Source organism: Actinoplanes sp. NBRC 101535 (assembly GCF_030269225.1).
In the GTDB taxonomy this organism is placed as follows: domain Bacteria; phylum Actinomycetota; class Actinomycetes; order Mycobacteriales; family Micromonosporaceae; genus Actinoplanes; species Actinoplanes rectilineatus.
Window position 1 is genome coordinate 39547 of record NZ_BSSY01000032.1, and the last position, 18515, is coordinate 58061.

Below are 18515 nucleotides of genomic sequence, written 5' to 3' on the forward strand. Positions count from 1 at the left end.
TTCTCCCCCGGATGCAAGCTTTCCGATGGATGCGGCGTCTGGCCCGGTGGAGGTGACCGTGAAGCAGTCACTCGAGGACGAGTTCACCGTGTTCGTCGCGGACCGGGGGCAGGCGCTGCTCCGGATCGCGTACGCGCTGACGGGGGACCGTGGCGCGGCCGAGGATCTGGTGCAGGGCGCACTGGCCAAGGCGTACGCCCGATGGCCCCGCATCCACAGCGATGCGGAGGCGTACGTACGACGGATCCTCTACAACGATCGCGCCTCGCTCTGGCGGCGTCCCGGCCGGCGACGGGAGGTGTCGGTGGCCGAGGTGCCGGACCGGGCCGGGCCGGGCGCCCACGACGAGGACGTCACCGAACGGCTGGCCCTGCGGGAGGCACTGCTCGCCCTGCCCGCCCGGCAGCGGGCGGTGCTGGTGATGCGGTACCTGGAGGACCGCTCGGTGGAGGAGACCGCCGAGGCGCTCGGCTGCCGTCCCGGAACGGTGGCGAGCCAGGCGTCCCGGGCCCTGGCCAAGTTGCGTGTGTCGGCCGGTGACCGGATCACCGAGCTGGGAGGAGCCCGATGAGCGAGCTGGAGAACGCCGTGCGCACCACGGTCCGGGATCTCGCCGACGAGGCTCCACCGGCCCACGACCTGGCCGCGGTGGCCCGCACGCGGGGTCGCCGGATCCGGCGTCACCGCCACGCGGCCCTGGGCGCGCTCGCCGTGGTCCTGGTGGCCGCCACCGCCATGCCGTACGCCCTGCTGCGCCGGGACCCGCCCGCCCCGGTGGTGGATCCGGCCCCCGCGGTGTCCCCGGTCCCGTCGGCGAGTGCGGGGGCGCTGCCCGACTTCAGCGGTGACACCCCTTATCAGCTGCCCGGCGGCGCGGTGGTCACCATGCTGACCAAACAGGTGGAGGTACAGGAGGCCGACGGCACCATCGCGCCGGGGGACCCCGGATACGTGGCACTGGACCGGACCACCGGAACGTACCGCCAGCTGGACGTCACCGACCCGGACCTGGTGCCCGCACCGGACGGCCGGACGTTCGCGGTGATGGGGCTCAGCGGCCGGGTCGACGTCGTGGACGCGTCCGGTAACCGCAAGGCCCGCATCGACACGCGTGGCTCCTTCACGGCCTACTCCGGCCCGCAGTGGTCGCCGGACGGGTCCCGGCTCCTGGTGCCCACCGCGGAGGGTTTCGCGGTCTACACCGTGGCGACGGATGAGGTCCGCGAGTTCGCCGATGCCGACATCGTTCCGGGCTGCCCGGACGTCTGCTTCTTCACCTGGCTGCCGAACGGCCGGGAGGTGGCGGTGCCGCGCAAGGACTCCGACGTGCCGCACGACGAGGCGAAACTCGACCCCATCGAGTCGGCGGTGGTGTACTCCGCCGACACCGGCAAGCGGCTGCGGGCCATCCCGATGACGGGCGTGCCCGCCGGGCCGGGCGCGTGGTCGCCGGACGGGAAGTCGGTGATCACATTGGACCGGGGCGACCATCGGCGGCGGTCCCTGGTCGTGGTCGACGTCGCCACCGGGCGGACCGGGTCCCCGCTGCTGGTCGGCGCGGAGGGCGTCTTCCTGCCGGACGGCCGGATCCTGACCTTCGACGACACGGTGGCCGGCCTCTACGACGCCTCCGGGAACCTGCTGGAGGAGGCGTCGATGCCGCGCGAATTCGACGGGACCGAACTGACCGTGGCCCCGTCCTAGGAGATGTGGCCCTGCTCGCGGGCCCACTTGAAGAGCTCCGCCTCGGCCTCGTCCCGGTCCAGCGGGCCCCGGTCGAGACGGAGCTCCTTGAGGAAACGCCACGCCTGGCCGACGACCGGGCCCGGCGGGACACCGAGCAGTTCCATGATCGCGTTGCCGTCCAGGTCGGGGCGGACCTTGGCCAGGTCCTCCTCGGCCTCGATCCGGGCGATCCGGTCCTCCAGCGCGTCGTAGTCCGCGGCCAGCTGCGCGGCCTTGCGGCGGTTGCGCGTGGTGACGTCGGAACGGGTCAGCTTGTGCAGGCGGGCGAGCAGCGGGCCGGCGTCGGTCACGTACCGCCGCACCGCGGAGTCGGTCCACTCGCCGCGCCCGTACCCGTAGAAACGCAGGTGGAGGGCGACCAGCCCGACCACCTCGGAGATCACGTCCTTGGGGTACTTGAGGGCCTTCATCCGCTGCTTGGTGAGCCGCGCGCCGACCACCTCGTGGTGGTGGAAGCTGACCCGCCCGTCGCGGCCGACGGCCTTGGTGGCCGGTTTGCCGATGTCGTGCATCAGCGAGGCCATCCGCAGGATGAAGTCGGGGCCGCCGTCACCCTCCAGGCGCATCGCGTTCTGCACCACGATCAGGGTGTGCTCGTAGACGTCCTTGTGCTGCGCGTGCTCGTCGATCTCCAGCTTGAGCCCGGAGATCTCCGGCAGGAAGCGGTCGGCGAGGCCGGTGTCGACGAGCAGGCGCAGGCCGGCAATGGGGTCGGCGCCGGACATCAGCTTGGTGAACTCGTCCCGGATCCGCTCCGCGGTGATCCGGTCCAGGTCGGCGCACATCTCCCGCATCGCGGTGACGACCGGCTCGGCCACGGTGAACCCGAGTTTCGCGGCGAACCGGGCGGCCCGCAGCATCCGGAGTGGATCATCGCCGAAGGAGATCTCCGGGGCGGCCGGCGTCCGGATCAGCCGGGCGGTCAGGTCCTGTACGCCGCCGAACGGGTCGGTGAACTCGTGGCCCGGCACCGACACGGCCATCGCGTTGATGGTGAAGTCCCGGCGTTCGAGGTCGTCCAGCAGCGACGTCCCGTAGGAGACCACCGGGTTGCGGGTCACCCCGTCGTAGGCCTCCGCCCGGAAGGTGGTGATCTCGATCCGCAGACCGTTCTTCTGGATGCCGATCGTGCCGAACTCGCGGCCGGTCTCCCAGATCGCGTCGGCCCAGCCCCGGACCGCGTCGAGAGTCTGCTCCGGCCGGGCGTCGGTGCAGAAGTCCAGGTCGTCGCCGAGTCTGCCGAGCAGGGCGTCACGCACCGAGCCACCGACCAGGTGCAGTTCGTGGCCGGCCGCGGCGAACCGCTGCCCCAGCTCGTCGGCGAGGGGGGACACGCGGAGCAACTCGGCTACCGCTTTCTGCTGAACCGCATTCAAGACAGACATGGGACTACCAGGTTATCGGGCGCGGGCTCGGTCCGCGGGTGGCGGGTGGGCGTTCTCCACCCTTACCGGGCAGGATGAGCCTGTGCCCGTTTCCGAGGCGCTGCGACGCCTGAGCCTGAACCCCGCCTTCTGGACGGGTGGGCTCGGCGCCAGTGACACCGACGACCTCCCCCGCGACCTTCGCGTCTCGTTCCCCGTCCTGGACGGCTACAGCCTGGCCCTGGACGTGGACCTTGCGACCGGCGAGCAGGCGCTCGGACTGCGCCGGCCGGCTTCCAGCGAGCCGGTGCAGCTGGGCTGGGCGCCGCCCGGCGGGCCGTACCCGGCGTCGCTGCACTGGTGGGAGCTCGAGACCTGCGCGCGGGTGATCGCCCTGGACGATCCGACGCTGCCGCACCCGGGGCTGGTGGTGGCGCTGCTGTCGCCGTTCGCCGCGGCCGCCGCCGAGGACGACGTCGCCACCGTCTCGGCGATGCGGGAGGCGGCGTACCGCTCGCTGCGCCGCCCGGTGCCCCCGCCCGCGCCGAGCGGCCCCGAGCAGGACCCCCTGCCGATCTTCACCGCCGACCACTGGTGGCCGGCACCGGACGCGCCCTCCCCGCAGGTGCTCGACGAGGCGACCATCGCGGAGCTGAGCGCTCCGGTCACGGTGGGTGGTCAGGTCCGGGCCGACAAGCGCTTCCCGCTGGAGGACCTCTCCGACCTGGTCCGGCGAGCGCATCGGCGCCTGCTTCACATCCCCCATCAGGAGTGGTACGCGCAGACGCGGCCCCTGGCCCGTCGAATGGCGGAATCGGGTCACCTGGATGCGGTACCGGACCTGCTCGGGGCGCTCACCGAGGCGGGGTGCGATCACCCGACGGTGCTGGACGCTCTCAGCGAGCCCCTTGTTCCACTGGAGGCATGCTGGATGGTGGAGACCCTGGCCGGGGCCGAGCCCGGAACCCTCCTGCGTCACCACGTGTAACGAGAGGCCCTTATGGTGACTCCTACATCGGCACCGCTCGGGAGGCTCGGGTGAACAGCGGTCTATACCGCAGCACGCATGCGACACCGGACGACACACCGCCGGACCAGACCGGCGTCACGATCATCTCGGTCGACGCCGACCTGCCCGCGGGTGGCGACCAGGCCCTGCCGCCGGAGGAGATCCCGGCCGAGGAGCCCAGCAAGAGCACCGCCGGCCAGAGCATCATCATGGCGATCGGCAGCATGGTCAGCCGGGTCATCGGCTTCGTCCGGAACGCGATGATCGGCATGGCGCTCGGCTCGGCGGTCGGTGACGCGTACACCAGTGCGCAGTTCCTGCCCGGCCAGATCTACGAGCTGCTGCTCGGCGGCATCCTGTCCAGCGTCCTGATCCCGCTGCTGGTGCGCCGGCGCAAGGCCGACGCGGACGGCGGGCAGGCGTTCATCCAGACGCTGCTCACCTTCGCCATGGTGGCGCTGGGCGTGGCGACCGCGCTGGTGGTGGCGGCCGCTCCGCTGGTCACCGCGATCCAGACGGCCGGCACGGCTCCCGAGGCCTACCGCGACCTGGTCACCCAGTTCGCCTACCTGATCCTGCCGATCATCTTCTTCACCGGCCTGTCCGCGCTGATCGGCGCGGTGCTCAACGTGCACGGGCACTTCGCCGCGCCGATGTGGGCGCCCATCCTCAACAACATCGTGCTGATCGCCGCCTGCGGCGTCTTCCTGGTGGTCTTCGGCACCGACACGAAACTCACCGCGGAGAACGTCACCGGTGGCCAGATCGCGCTGATCGGCGGCGCCACCTTCCTCGGCATCGTGGTGCAGACCCTGGGCCTGCTCCCGGCGCTGCGCAAGGTCGGCTTCCGGTGGGGGTTCCGCTGGGCGCCGCGCTCGCTCGGCCTGCGCGAGATCGGCAGCCTGGCCGGCTGGATGCTGCTGTACGTCGCGGCCAACCAGGTCTCGGTCTTCGCCGTGGTCCGGGTGCTCAGCGAGGTGGCCGGCAAGGACAGCGCCAGCGTCCTCGCCTACAACAACGTCTTCCTGCTCACCATGATGGCGCACGGCATCGTGGGGGTCTCGGTGATGACCGCGCTGCTGCCGCAGATGAGCGCCGCCGCCGCCGAGGGCCGGTACGCCGACGTCAGCGCCGACCTGACCCGCGGCATCACCCTGGTGTCCGCCGCGCTGGCCCCGGTCGCCGTCGTCTACGGCGTGCTCGGCAAGCCGATCGCGGTCACCCTGTTCGAGGGTGGCAACTACTCGCACGAGGCGGCGCTGGCCACCGGCACCGTGCTGAGCCTGGCCGCGTTCGCCGTGCTGCCGCTGTCCATCAGTTACCTCTGTACCTATGCGTTCTACGCGCTGCAGGGCAACAAGACCGTCGCGCTGATCAACATTCCGGTGGTGATCGCCCGGATCGTCGCCTACTTCGTGGTCGCCGAACTGGTCGGTGACGCGCTCCTGGCGGCCGGCATGACCGCGGCCAACGCGCTGTCCTACCTCGTCTCCGCGGTGATCTCGCTCGCCGTGCTGCGCCGCCGGATCGGACGTCTCGATCTGGGCGCGGTCGCCGTGTCGCTGATCAAGGTGGCGGTCGCGGCCGGCATCGCGGCGGCTCTGGGTCTGCTGGTGGTCCGGTTCCTGCCCGGTTCCGGGGCTCCGGACGGCCGGATCGAGGCGTTGATCCAGCTGTTCGCCGGCGGCGCCGTGATCCTGATCGCCTATCTCGTGGCGGCCCTGATCCTGCGCGTCCGGGAGATTAGTCAAGTGATCGGAACGGTGCGCCGCAAACTCGGGCGCTGATCCACTTCAGGGCGCCCCTGATCAGGCGTTTCCCTGGCAACTCGGGCGCGATCTGCCCGCTTCGCACGCCTTTTCCCCGGTGCCGCGCCGGGGGGACGACCTGCCGGACCATGGCCTGGTACGGGTATGGTCGGTGTCGGCATGTGCGCGGGAGCACGTCGTCCTGAGCACCCCCATTATTCGACAAGCCAGCATGCACCCCTGAGGGAGGACTGGTGACCCAGGTCGGCGAAGGCCACGAGACCGCGGCCGACGAGGGCGGACCGGTCTTGACCTTCGGTGCGCCCACCGTCGGTGAGATTCTGGCCGAGCGTTACCAGCTGGAAGACCACGTCAACGACGACAGTGCGGGCCGTCAGGTCTGGCGCGGTGTCGATGTGGTCCTCCGGCGGGCGGTCGCCGTCGTGCTGCGATACCCGGGCGGTTCGTCCGCAGCCGAGATGTTGCAGGCAGCGGTCGCCGCGAGCCGTGTGATCCACCCCAATCTGGTCGGTGTCTACGACGCGATCGACGAGGACTCCCGGGCCTACGTGGTCCGTGAGTGGGTCGACGGCGAGTCGCTGCGTGACATGGTCGGCGCCCAGGGCCCGTTGGACCCGTCCCGCGCCGTCGCCATCGCGCACGCCGTCGCCGACGCGCTGACCTCGGTGCACGCCACCGGCATGGTGCACGGCAACGTGCACCCCGGCAGCGTGCTGATCGCCGACGACGGCCGGGTGGTCCTGGCGGACGCCCGCTCCGACGGCACGGACACCACCGAGTCGGACATCCGTTCCGTCGGCGGCATCCTCTACTTCGCGCTCACCGGCCACTGGCCGCACGCCGAGATCGGCAACAAGGCGCTGCAGGACGCCAACCGGGACAGCGCCGGCAACCCGGCCGCCCCGCGGCAGATCCGGGCCGGCATCCCGGCGTACCTCGACGATCTGACGATGGACCTGCTGGACCCGCGGGTGGCCGCCCCGGCCGCCGACGCTCTCACCGCCGAGCTGGGCCGTCTGGACGCCGCGTCGGAGGACGAGGAGTTCGAGGACGTCGGCCCGCTGCGCTTCGTGCAGGGTGGCGGCGGCTCCGGCGACTCGGCGAAGAGCGCTCCGAAGATCCTGCTCGGCGTCGGCGCCCTGGTGATCATCGCGATCATCGGCCTGGTCTTCGGCATCCGGGCGATCAGCAACTCGACGAGTTCCCCCGACACCCAGGCCACCGCCCCGGTCGAGGCCGGCGCCGGCGAAGGCGCCGATCCGTCCGGCGCCCCCGCCCCGGTGGCCGAGCCGACCAAGCTCAAGCTCACCGCCGACATGGTCCGCATCGTCGACCCGCCCGACGGCACGCGGGACGACACCGGCAAGGCGAAATACGTCGTCGACGGTGACAAGAACACCGCGTGGGAACTCTCCTGGTACAACAGCCCCAAGTTCGGCAACCTGAAGCCGGGCATGGGTGTCCTGATCAACCTGGGTGAGGCCCGTGCCCTCTCCGAGGTCCGTGTCTCGACCTCCAACCCGGGTGCCGTCATGGACGTCCGCACCGGCACCACCGACCCGGGCGACACGTCCAGCGGCGACGACAAGGTCGTCAAGGACTACAAGAAGCTGGGTGACGGCGACGCCGAGCGCACCGGCAACAACTGGGCGTTCTCCGGCTTCGAACCGGACCAGAAATACCAGTACGTTCTGGTCTTCCTGACCGAGCTGCCGAAGAACGACACCGGCCAGGGCTACCGCACCACGGTCACCGAGATCGAGCTCTACGGCTACTGATCCACGGTCCACGTCGAAGGGCCGGTCTCCTCCAGGGGAGGCCGGCCCTTCGACATGCCCGGGGTTCGGACCTCGTCGGTGGCACCTTCCCCCGCCTGGTTCATCGGTCACGGTGTGCACGACCGTGGTGACGACGGGAGCCGGTTCGTGGCATACATTGCTGGGGTGAATTCCCGGGACGGGTCAGCCGGGCCTCCCGGCGCGGACGGGTCCGCGCCGAGCGACGCCGCGCTGATGCACGCCCACGTGGCGGGTGATCCGCAGGCGTTCGGCGAGCTGGTCCGCCGGCACCGCGACCGGCTGTGGGCCGTCGCCGTCCGGACGCTCGGCGACCGTGAGGAGGCCGCCGACGCGGTCCAGGACGCCCTGCTGAACGCACATCGCAACGCCGGCAGGTTCCGCGGCGATGCGGCCGTGACGACCTGGCTGCACCGGATCGTGGTCAACGCCTGCCTGGACCGGGTCCGCAAACGGCAGGCGCACCCGACCGTCCCGCTGCCCGGGGAGCATCGTGACGACGACCGGCCGTCCGGCCGCGAGCCGGTGGCGCCCGCGCCCGACCAGGACACCGTCCTGGTGGTGCGGGAGGCCCTGGCCGCGCTGCCGTCCGACCAGCGGGCCGCGATCGTGCTGGTGGACGTGCAGGGCTACTCGGTCGCCGAGGCTGCCGTGATCCTCGAGGTCGCCGAGGGCACCGTGAAGAGCCGGTGTGCGCGGGGCCGGGCCCGGATGGCGCAGTCGCTGGGCTACCTGCGCGGGAAGCCCCGGGACGGCGGGGTGGCCGAGGACACGCCGGCGCGGGGGAACCGTACGGGCGGCGGGACCGTCCCATCCAGGTCGGCGTCGGTGACACCGCTGCCGACCGGACGTGATCGGAGGGACCAGTGACCGGCGCCGAGTTCGAGGGGGTCGACTTCGACCTGCTCGCCGACTACGTCGGTGGCGCCCTGGACGGCACCCCGGACGAGGACCGGGTGGCCGCGCTGGTCGCCGGCGACCCGGCGTGGCGGGAGGCGCACGAGCTGCTGGCGCCCGGGATGGCCGCGGTCGGCGCCGCCCTGGGTGGGCTGGATCCGGAGCCGATGCCCGGCGATGTCGCCGCCCGGCTGGACGCGCTCTTCGCCACGCCCGCCGCACCCCCCGTGGAGGACCTGGGGGACGGGGCTTCCCGCGTACCCACCAAGGTTCTAGATCTTGAGGAACACCGGCGCCGTCGCCGTCCGCGCCGGCTCGCGCCCCTCGGGGTGGCCGCCGGTGTGCTGGCCCTGGCCGGTGCCGCGATGAGCTGGCTGCCCGGGGTGTCTCTGGACGACGCATCCGATTCCGGGTCGGCTGATTCCGAGGCTGCCGGCGCCGCCGGTGAGGTCTACGCCCAGTCCGGCCCGGCACTCGCCGCGGCACCGCCGGCCGAGCGGATCGCGCGCAGCGGCACCGACTACACCGCCGAGACCCTCACCCAGAGCCCGGCGCTCGGTGCCCCGGCCGCCACCGCCAGCGACCAACCACGCATCAGTGCGCAGAACGAGCCGTCGACCGACCTGGCCCTGCTGCTCGACTGCCTGGCCGCGATCGCGCGGGAGAACGGCGGTGCGCCGCTCGACGTGCAATCCGTCGACTACGCGCGCTACCAGGGCGCCCCCGCCACGATCGTCCGGTTCAGCGCGGCGAACGGCACCTGGGTGTGGGCGGTCGGTCCCCGGTGCGGCACGCCCGATGGCGGCGCCGACGCCCTGGAGCAACTCCCGGTACGCTGACCAGCACCCCCACGTGAGGCCGGACACGAACCGGACCCGGGGGAATGGTGAATGCCTAGCATGACGTTCTAGCGTGCAGTGTCGTCCACGTTTCGGGGCGGCGAAAACAGACTGAGGAGTCGGCAGTGGACGAGGTCCGCAATCTGATCATCATCGGTTCGGGGCCGTCCGGCTACACCGCTGCGCTGTATGCGGCCCGGGCCAACCTCAAGCCTCTCGTGATCGAGGGTGTGCAGTCCGGTGGTGCGCTGATGACCACCACCGAGGTGGAGAACTTCCCCGGTCACCGCGACGGGATCATGGGTCCCGAGCTGATGGACAACATGCGCGCCCAGGCGGAGAAGTTCGGGGCGGAGTTCCTGACCGACGACGTCACCCGGGTCGAGCTGACCGACAAGCCGACCGAGGCCGGCACCGAGGGCCTCAAGACGGTCTGGGTGGGCGAGCAGCAGTTCTTCGCCCGCGCGGTGATCCTGGCGACCGGTTCCGCGTGGCGTCCGATCGGCGTGCCCGGCGAGCAGGAACTACTCGGCCGCGGTGTCTCGTCCTGCGCGACCTGTGACGGTTTCTTCTTCAAGAACCAGCACATCGTCGTGGTCGGCGGCGGTGACTCGGCGATGGAGGAGGCCACCTTCCTGACCCGCTTCGCCGAGACGGTGACCATCGTGCACCGCCGGGACAGCTTCCGGGCCAGCAAGGTCATGCAGAAGCGCGCCCTGGACAACGACAAGATCAAGGTCGAGTGGAACTCCACGGTCGAGGAGATCCTCGGCGAGGACGGCAAGGTCGGCGGCGCCCGGCTGAAGAACGTGCTGACCGGTGAGACCAAGGTCCTGGACGTCACCGGCGTCTTCGTGGCGATCGGCCACGACCCGCGCAGCGAGCTCTTCAAGGGCCAGGTCGAACTGGACGACGAGGGCTACGTGAAGGTGGACTCGCCCAGCACCCGCACCAACGTCTCCGGTGTCTTCGCCGCCGGTGACCTGGTCGACCACACCTACCGGCAGGCCATCACCGCGTCCGGCACCGGCTGCGCCGCGGCACTGGACGCCGAGCGCTTCATCGCTTCATTCGTCGAGCTGTAAAGAAAGACCTGGAGGGTCCTCGTGGGAGCAACCAAGGTGGTCACCGACGCCACTTTCGCCAGCGACGTGCTGGAGTCCGACAAGACGGTGCTGGTGGATTTCTGGGCCGAGTGGTGCGTGCCTTGCAAGAAGGTCGACCCGCTGCTCGCCGAGATCGCCGCCGAGCTGGGCGACAAGGTGGAGATCGTCAAGGTCAACATCGACGAGAACCCGCAGACCACCCTGGCCTACCAGGTCATGTCGGTCCCCACCCTGACGATCTTCAAGGGCGGCGAGCGGGTCAACTCGATCACCGGCGCCAAGCCGAAGAGCTTCCTGGTCAACTTCATCGAGTCCGCGCTCTGACGTCCCTTTGCACGCCCCGCGTCCGTTCTCGGACGCGGGGCGTACGCTTCCCAAGGTCGTCCTTTCTCGCCCCCTAGGGAGTCCTGAGTGCGGTCCATCCGACGCGGCGAAACCGGCCCCGCCGTTTCCGAGATCCGATCGATCCTGGTCGGTCTGGAATTGCTCGGTTCGGCCGAGCCGGACGTCTTCGACGAGGCGCTGGAGTCCGCGGTCCGCGCCTTCCAGCAGGACCGGGGACTCGGCATCGACGGCATGGTCGGCGACGAGACGTGGCGCGCGCTGGACGCGGCCCGGTGGCGGCTCGGTTCCCGCACGCTGTTCCACTCGGTGCCCGACCCGCTGGTCGGCGAGGACGTCCGCGCCCTGCAGGAACGCATGCTGGAGATGGGCTACGACACCGGTCGCCCGGACGCCGTCTACGGCACCCGCACCGCCCGGGCCGTGGCGCAGTTCCAGCGCGAGGTGGGCCTGTCCACCGACGGTTCCTGCGGTCCGCAGACGATGAAGGCGTTGCGCCGCCTCGGTCGCAAGGTCGTCGGCGGGCGCCCGCAGTGGCTGCGCGAGGCCGAGGCGTTCCGCCAGTCCGGCCCCAACCTGGTGGGCAAGACCATCGTGATCGATCCCGGACACGGCGGCGGCACGGACACCGGCGTCGTGGTGCCTGACGGCCCGCTGCGCTGGACCGAGGCGGACCTGGTGTTCGACCTGGCCTCCCGGCTGGAGGGCCGGCTCTCCGCGGCCGGCATGCGGGTGCACCTGACCCGCGGGCCGTCGCCCGCCAAGCCGATGACCGGTGTCGAGCGGGCCGCGCTGGCCAACAGCCTCGGTGCCGACCTGCTGATCTCGCTGCACCTGGACGGGCACGCCGCCGAGGCCGCCGAGGGTGTGGCCACCTACCACTACGGCACCGGCACCGGCCTGAGTTCCACGGTCGGCGAGCGCCTGGCCAACCTGGTGCAGCGCGAGATCGTGGTGCGCACCGGCATGCACGACTGCCGCACCCACGCGAAGAGCTGGGACCTGCTGCGTCTCACCCGGATGCCCACGGTCCGCGTCGACCTGGGCTACCTCACCTCGCCGGTCGACCGGGAACGGCTGATCGACCCGCTGTGCCGGGAACAGATCGTCGAGGCGATCCTGGCCGCGGTCCAGCGGATGTATTTCCCGGTGGAGCGGGACGTCCCCACCGGTTCGATCGACGTGCGCCAGCTGCGGATGGCGCTCAGTTCTCGGCCGAGCTCGTAGCGGGAATCGGGCGGAGGAGCTTCTCCGGGCTCATCGAACCGAGGAGCTTCTCCAGCGCGTACTCCACGTCCGACTTCCAGGACAGCGCGGTCCGCAGCTCGAGTCGCAGCCGCGGGTAACGCGGGTGCGGCCGGATGGTCTTGAACCCGACCGACAGGAAGAAGTCGACCGGCACCAGGCAGGCGCCCTGCCGCTCGTCCTCCTCGTCGATCTCGCCGGCCTTCGCGTCGCCGAACGCCTCGATCGCCTTGACGCCCCGCTTGGTCAGGTCACGGGCGACACCCTGCACCAGCATCCGGCCCAGCCCACCACCGGCGAACTCGGGCACGATCTTGGCGGTGGTCAGCAGGGCCGCGTCGGCGCTGACCGGTGAGGTCGGGAAAGCCATCGACCGGGGGACGTAGGCGGGTGGCGCGAACATCACGTAACCCGCCGGCATGCCGTCGACGTAGGCCAGCTTGCCGCAGGACCCCCACTCCAGCAGGGTCTGCGAAACCCAGGCCTCTTTCTCCAGACCGGGGTCACCCGTCGCGCAGGCCCGCTCGGCGGAGACCGGATCGAGCTCCCAGTGCACGCACTGACGGCACGGCCGGGGAAGATCTTCGAGTGTGTCGAGGGTCAGGTTGACCAGGCGTCGCGACATCGGCGGCCCCCATGAGGATCAGTTCATGAAGCACGATCAGCCGCGCTCCGGGCGAATCCTACGCCGGAATCGCCATGAACGGGAGCAGGTCGGGCAACCCTGGCCGTGAGACGCCGGGGTCGAAACCCGGTGTCGGCGTTTACTATCGGGAGCGTCTCAACCACCGATTTCACCGAGGTGAGAGCCGCATGACCGGCACCACACAGGACGACTACACCGATCGGTACGCGCGACGCGTCCGAGGGATGACCACGTCCGAGATCCGCGCCCTCTTCTCCGTCGCCAGCCGCCCCGAGGTGGTCTCGCTGGCCGGCGGTTCCCCCTACATCGCCGCCCTCCCCCTCGACGCGGTCGGCGAGATGCTCAACAACCTGGGTGCGGTGCACGGTGCGACCGCGCTGCAGTACGGCACCGGTCAGGGCAACGTCGAGCTGCGGGAACGCATCTGTGAGGTGATGGCCCTGTCTGGCATCACCAACGCCTCCCCGGACGACGTGGTCGTCACCGTCGGCGGACAGCAGGCCCTCGACCTCATCGCACGACTGTTCCTGGACCCGGGTGACGTGGTGCTCGCCGAGGGGCCGACCTACGTCGGCGCACTCGGCGTCCTCCAGGCTGCCCAGGCACAGGTGCGGCACGTCGCGATGGATGCCGACGGCCTGATCCCGGAGGCACTCGAGGAGGCGATCGCCGACGCGGCCAGAACCGGCCGACCGGCGAAGTTCCTCTACACGATCCCGACCTTCCAGAACCCGGCCGGTGTCACCCTCTCGGAGGAACGCCGGGAGCGGATCCTCGACATCTGCGAGCAGGCCGGTCTCCTGGTGATCGAGGACGACCCGTACGGGATGCTGTCCTTCGAGGGCGACGCCCCGCGCCCGTTGCGGGCCCGCCGCCGCGACGGCGTGTTCTACCTCAGCACGTTCTCCAAGACCTTCGCACCGGGCCTGCGGATCGGATGGATCCTCGCGCCGCACGCGGTCCGGGAGAAGCTGGTCATGATGAGCGAGGCCAACGTCCTCTGCCCGAACCCGTTCGGGCAGGCCGCCGTCACGCAATATTTGACGACCATGCCGTGGCGTCAACAGATCAAGGTCTACCGGGAGATCTACCGGGAGCGCCGTGACGCCCTGCTGGACGCCCTCGACGACCTGATGCCGGACGGTTCCACGTGGACCCGGCCCGACGGCGGCCTGTTCGTCTGGGTCACCCTGCCCGACGGGCTCGACTCCAAGGCGATGATGCCCCGGGCCATCGCCGCCCGGGTGGCGTACGTGCCGGGCACCGGTTTCTACGCCGACGGCACCGGCCACGCCAACATGCGCCTCAACTTCAGCTTCTCCGCACCCGAACGGCTGCGCGAGGGCGTACGCCGGCTGTCCGGTGTGATGGAGCAGGAGCTGGCGATGCGGGCCATCTTCGGCGGGGCCGCCGCCCTGCAGCCGCACCGTCGTCGCGGCCCGGCCGCCGCCGACGTGCCCGGCCCCGACTTGGCATGATCACTGCCATGGGTCTGCGTGACGATGTACGCGTTCTGGTTCTGGCCGGCGGTCTCTCCTACGAACGTGAGGTGTCACTGAAGTCCGGGCGCAGGGTGCTCGACGCCCTGCGCGCCACCGGCCTCAGCGCCGACCTGCACGAGGCGGACATCTCGCTGCTGCCGACGTTGCAGGCCGACCCGCCCGACGCGGTGGTGATCGCGTTGCACGGCGCCAACGGCGAGGACGGCACCCTGCGCGGGGTGCTCGACCTCTACGACATTCCCTACGTGGGCGCCGACGCACAGACCGCCCGCCGCATCTGGGACAAGCCGTCGGCCAAGTCGCTGCTGCGCGAAGCCGGCATCCGCACCCCCGACTGGATGGCGCTGCCCCACGACCGCCTCTCCGAACTGGGTGCGGCAGCCGTCCTCGACCGTCTCGTCGACCGCCTCGGCCTCCCCCTGATGATCAAGCCGGCGCGCGGCGGTTCCGGTTTCGGCGCCGCGGTGGTCCGGGAAGCGGCCGAGTTGCCGGCCGCACTGATGAGCTGTTTCGCCTACGACTCGACCGCCCTGGTCGAGCAGTTCGTGACCGGCGCCAACGTCGCCGTCTCGATCATCGACCTGGGCACCGGCCCGGAAACCCTGCCGATCGTGGAGATCGTTCCGCACGACGGGGTCTACGACTACGCGGCCCGCTACACGGCGGGCCGCACCACCTGGCACGTGCCGGCCCGCCTCGACACGGCGATGACGGCGAAGGTGGCGGAGACCGCACTGGCGGCCTACAAGACCCTCGGCATGCGGGACTTCTCCCGCATCGACGTGATCGTCGACGAGAACGGCGAACCCCACGTGATCGACTGCAGCGTCTCACCCGGCCTCACCGAGACGTCGCTGCTGCCGCTCGCCGTCCAAGCCGCGGGGGTCGACCTGGGCGCGGTGATGAGCGCTCTGGTGGAACGGGCGGTCGCCCGCAAGGCACCCTGATCTCGCTGGCCCACAAGCTCTGAGGGAGGGCCCGGCGCCGATGCCGGTCCCTCCCTTCTTCTTGTACGAGCCACACCTCATTCAAAAGCCGCTACGCGTCCCCGGGTGGCCCTCGGCGGTTCGGCCGTTCTCCCCCTGAGCCACCCGTCCGCCGCCGGGCACCGTCCCCCAGAGGTGTAGGGCGGAGACCGTGGAACCGACCGACGACCAACCGTCCTTCGGGAGAAGACCGAGCCTGACGAGCGACCGGATCCGCCCGGCATGAAGAGGTAGACCGGGACAGCCGGCGAGGTGGTCGAACGACAGACAGCTTCGCCGCGGCCGCCGTTACCCGTCTCCGATCGGTAGCCGTCGCGGATCCGGAACACGACGGTTGTACGCCCGCATGTGAAGCCCTGCCCCAGTCATGTGGCGAAGTCGGGCTCGGACTCTTGACCGCCGAGACTCCGAACAGCCTGCGCCCAACACCGCGGCCGCTTCAGACGACAGGCTCCTCAAATCGCGGCGTCCCCACTCGGCCGTCACCCAGCCGCCAGAGTCCCCAAGCCGAGTCGCCCCCACTCGGCCGTCACCCAGCCGCCAGAGTCCCCAAGCCGAGTCGCCCCCACTCGGCCGTCACCCAGCCGCCGAAGTCCTCAAGCCGAGTCGCCCCCGATGACAGCGTCCCCTGCAGGGCACGGCACGGGCGTCCCCCTCGCCGGGCACAGCCGACTCCGGGAACCGCGCCCCCGCTGTCGATCACGGCACCACCCTCCTACACCGACCCGGATACCGGGAACCTGACCGACGGCGCCCCACACCTCATCGTGCCCGGCATGCTCGGTCAGGAGCATGCGAGGTGCTTGCTTCGACGCGTCATCAGCTCCCCGGGACAGCGCAACCCGGACGGCCGTCGGTCACGGCCGTCGGTCGGCCGTCGGTCGTCGGTCGTCGGTCGGCCGTGGCCGGTAACCATGCGATTCCCTTCGCCGCGGCGATTCGTCGGCCGTTGGTGGTGGCCGCGGTCGTGGTCGTGGCCGCGGTCGTGGTCATGGTCGTGGCCGCGGCGGTCGCGTCAGCGCGGCTCAGCCGTTTGTCGCAGCGCGGGGTCATGTCCATGATCAACCAAGCTGGGTGGCATGGCGCGACCGCTTGCCGTCGCTCACGGTCGTTTTCGGTTCGGGGACGGACCGCAGTCGACGGCCGGGCCGGTCGAGCCGTCGGCCGCGGCTGTTCGGGAAGGTGGGAGTCAGCCGTGGGCGACGGCTCGGGGTCGCCCAGCCGTCGCCCACGGTCGCTTTCGGCTCATGGGTGGACCACAGTCGACGGCCGGGCCGCTCGAGCCGTCGACCGCGGCTGTTCGGCAGGGTGGGAGTCAGCCGTGGGCGACGGCTCGGGGTCGCCCAGCCGTCGCCCACGGTCGTTTTCGGCTCATGGGTGGACCGCAGTCGACGGCCGGGCTGGTCGGAACGCCACCGAACTCATTCCGATCTCGGCTACGGCCCTGGTGAGGTCGTGAGTGGCAGAACGGCGCCGACGCGCGGGGCGACCGTCGACGACGCCCAGCAGACGTGATCGCAGCCGCAGCGAAGTCGATGGGCATACCAATGATCAACTCAAGCTGAGTGGCATCGCGTCGGTCACGGCCGTCGCGTTCGGGGAAACAGCGCCCCGAAACGCGACGGCCCGAGGTACGTGACGGCCAGGGAAATGACGGTCCCGACAACACCGACTCGATGACTCCGCCACTAATGGCCGGCGGAGGAAGCAGCCTTGGAACAACGGTCGAGTTCAAGGACGGCCCGCCGAGCGGACTGCGAGGGCGCTTGAGGTGACCGGCGAGAGAGCGAAGGCGTTCAAGGCCGAGTCGGCGAGAGTGCGACCAGCAAGAGGGCGGAGGCGTTCCGGGCCGATCGGCGAGAGGCTGCCCGTCGAAGGGCGCCCGTCGAAGGGCGCCCGTCGAAGGCGCGACTGGCCCCGGAGCAATCGCGCCCCGAGGCCGAATCTGCGTTACGGCAGCGGATCGTTCGGATAGGCCTCCGCCGCCAAGGGGCCGGCCGAGGCGGGAGTGTCGTTGTCGCGTACCCCAAAATCGCCCGGCGTTGCCGCGGCCGCCTCGACGTCGCCGAGCGTCGCCGGGCGTGCGCCGTCGTCCGGGTCTTCCCGCGGGATCGGCACGTTGATCGTGGCCGGCGACTCCCACTGGATGTGGGCGGGCTCCGCGTTGGCCTTGCCGCCGAAGTCCGCGAGCCACGCGGCGACCAGGGCCAGGTTTTCCCGCCACTGGTGTTCCGGGATGACCGGAAGGATGTCGTCCCAGAGCGAGAGGAACGTGCCGCGCAGTTGCAGCCGTCCGTACGGCCGGGCGAGGAACCACATGTGCAGGTGCGCCGAGCCGTCACCCCAACGGTTGACGTGAACTCGGGCCACTCCGTCCAGGGAACGGATCGCGCGTTCCAGCCGGACGGTCATCACACCGAGCTCGGCGGCCAGAAGGTTGGGCAGGTCGCCCAGATCTAGGTGTGAACGGCACTCGAGGATGAGGACCATCGGCAGCCCGGTCGGGCGGTCCATGGCCCGCACCCGCCAGCGCTCACTGACCCAGATGTAGGCGTCGTCAGGCGTCCCACAGGCCACACAGTCGGAGGCGTCCTCGCCGCTGCGCGGAGGCTCGACTTCAACCGGTGGTGCGAGCCGCCTGACTCGCATGTCGCCCTCGAAGGGAAAGGATGGCCATCGCGTGAAGTCGGGCAGGGGGGCGGTGTTCTCAGACACGACGTGACCCTAGCCCAGGTCATGACCCCCTGTCCCGGGTCAATTTCGCAGGGCTTCGCACGACCGAGGGATGCCACCCGACTGGCCCTTACAGCGACACCGGTGAGCCCCACCGCCCTCACCGGCCCCTCCAAAAGTTATCCACAGAAGTTATCCACAGGCACCCCCGTTTCACGTGAAACACGACGTCGGAGCGTTGAGTGCCCTGTGGATAGTGGGGTGGACAACCCAAACTCCATCGGCGACGTTTCACGTGAAACCGGGCCCGCTTAGATTTCAACAGCCCCAATACACAGGGTGTGGATAGTGGCACCCACGCATGAGTTCCACCTGCCGACGGCGGTCGACCTCAGGCCAGTTCTCGTGGCTCGCCGGCCCGAAGCCCTCAACCCGAGAGACACAGATCCCCGACTCGTCCGCCGGCTCCCGGCTCCCGGCTCCCGGCTCCCGGCTCCCGGCTCCCGGCTCCCGGCTCCCGGCTCCCGGCTCCCGGCTCCCGGCTCCCGGCTCCCGGCTCCCGGCTCCCGGCTCCCGGCTCCCGGCTCCCGGCTCC

The 18515-nt window shown here is 70.6% G+C and carries 15 protein-coding genes; 12 read left to right on the plus strand and 3 right to left on the minus strand.

What is annotated here, in order from left to right:
• Positions 1-25: 25 nt before the first annotated feature.
• Both QSK32_RS44135 and QSK32_RS44140 read left to right on the plus strand, forming a co-directional pair.
• Positions 26-571 carry a SigE family RNA polymerase sigma factor gene (locus tag QSK32_RS44135; protein WP_425394678.1) on the plus strand — a complete coding sequence of 182 codons (546 nt, stop codon included), beginning with the start codon at positions 26-28 and terminating at the stop codon, positions 569-571.
• The gene (locus QSK32_RS44140; protein WP_285475415.1) at positions 568-1704 is read left to right on the plus strand and encodes a WD40 repeat domain-containing protein; all 1137 of its coding nucleotides are present in this window, start codon (positions 568-570) and stop codon (positions 1702-1704) included. The genes QSK32_RS44135 and QSK32_RS44140 overlap by 4 nt, the downstream gene beginning before the upstream one ends.
• Here the strand turns inward: QSK32_RS44140 and QSK32_RS44145 are convergent.
• Positions 1701-3131, minus strand: a complete 1431-nt coding sequence (locus tag QSK32_RS44145) for a CCA tRNA nucleotidyltransferase (RefSeq protein WP_285475416.1) — start codon at positions 3129-3131, stop codon at positions 1701-1703. The two genes, QSK32_RS44140 and QSK32_RS44145, sit on opposite strands and share 4 nt — an antisense overlap.
• Positions 3132-3213: 82 nt before the next feature.
• Between QSK32_RS44145 and QSK32_RS44150 the strand changes: the two genes are divergently transcribed.
• The 8 genes from QSK32_RS44150 to QSK32_RS44185 all read left to right on the plus strand — a co-directional run bounded on the left by QSK32_RS44150 (position 3214) and on the right by QSK32_RS44185 (position 12095).
• On the plus strand, positions 3214-4098 hold the full coding sequence (locus tag QSK32_RS44150; protein WP_045746010.1) for a hypothetical protein: 885 nt from the start codon (positions 3214-3216) through the stop codon (positions 4096-4098).
• Between the two features lie 50 nt (positions 4099-4148).
• The gene (murJ, locus tag QSK32_RS44155; RefSeq protein ID WP_045746011.1) at positions 4149-5906 is read left to right on the plus strand and encodes a murein biosynthesis integral membrane protein MurJ; all 1758 of its coding nucleotides are present in this window, start codon (positions 4149-4151) and stop codon (positions 5904-5906) included.
• Positions 5907-6121: 215 nt separating this feature from the next.
• Entirely contained in the window at positions 6122-7666 is a 1545-nt protein-coding gene (locus QSK32_RS44160; RefSeq protein ID WP_045746012.1) for a protein kinase family protein, read from the plus strand.
• A gap of 234 nt (positions 7667-7900) precedes the next feature.
• Positions 7901-8554, plus strand: coding sequence for an RNA polymerase sigma factor SigM (gene sigM / locus QSK32_RS44165; RefSeq protein ID WP_045746026.1), 654 nt, complete (start codon positions 7901-7903; stop codon positions 8552-8554).
• Positions 8551-9420 carry an RsmA family anti-sigma factor gene (locus QSK32_RS44170; RefSeq protein ID WP_045746013.1) on the plus strand — a complete coding sequence of 290 codons (870 nt, stop codon included), beginning with the start codon at positions 8551-8553 and terminating at the stop codon, positions 9418-9420. The genes sigM and QSK32_RS44170 overlap by 4 nt, the downstream gene beginning before the upstream one ends.
• 125 nt (positions 9421-9545) lie before the next feature.
• Positions 9546-10505, plus strand: a complete 960-nt coding sequence (gene trxB, locus QSK32_RS44175; RefSeq protein WP_045746014.1) for a thioredoxin-disulfide reductase — start codon at positions 9546-9548, stop codon at positions 10503-10505.
• Positions 10506-10526: 21 nt separating this feature from the next.
• Complete coding sequence (trxA, locus tag QSK32_RS44180) at positions 10527-10850, plus strand: thioredoxin (RefSeq protein ID WP_045746015.1); 324 nt, start codon at positions 10527-10529, stop codon at positions 10848-10850.
• Between the two features lie 87 nt (positions 10851-10937).
• Positions 10938-12095, plus strand: a complete 1158-nt coding sequence (locus QSK32_RS44185; RefSeq protein ID WP_285475417.1) for an N-acetylmuramoyl-L-alanine amidase — start codon at positions 10938-10940, stop codon at positions 12093-12095.
• Here the strand turns inward: QSK32_RS44185 and QSK32_RS44190 are convergent.
• Positions 12073-12738, minus strand: a complete 666-nt coding sequence (locus QSK32_RS44190; RefSeq protein ID WP_045746017.1) for a GNAT family N-acetyltransferase — start codon at positions 12736-12738, stop codon at positions 12073-12075. The two genes, QSK32_RS44185 and QSK32_RS44190, sit on opposite strands and share 23 nt — an antisense overlap.
• A gap of 188 nt (positions 12739-12926) precedes the next feature.
• Here QSK32_RS44190 and QSK32_RS44195 point away from each other — a divergent pair, with 188 nt between their 5' ends.
• Both QSK32_RS44195 and QSK32_RS44200 read left to right on the plus strand, forming a co-directional pair.
• Complete coding sequence (locus QSK32_RS44195; RefSeq protein ID WP_045746018.1) at positions 12927-14237, plus strand: aminotransferase-like domain-containing protein; 1311 nt, start codon at positions 12927-12929, stop codon at positions 14235-14237.
• A complete protein-coding gene (locus QSK32_RS44200; protein WP_045746019.1) occupies positions 14234-15208 on the plus strand; it encodes a D-alanine--D-alanine ligase family protein in 975 nt (324 codons plus the stop codon). Before QSK32_RS44195 ends, QSK32_RS44200 begins: the two co-directional genes overlap by 4 nt.
• Before the next feature lie 1989 nt (positions 15209-17197).
• Here QSK32_RS44200 and QSK32_RS44205 read toward each other — a convergent pair.
• The gene (locus tag QSK32_RS44205; protein WP_045748545.1) at positions 17198-17941 is read right to left on the minus strand and encodes a hypothetical protein; all 744 of its coding nucleotides are present in this window, start codon (positions 17939-17941) and stop codon (positions 17198-17200) included.
• Positions 17942-18515: the final 574 nt, after the last annotated feature.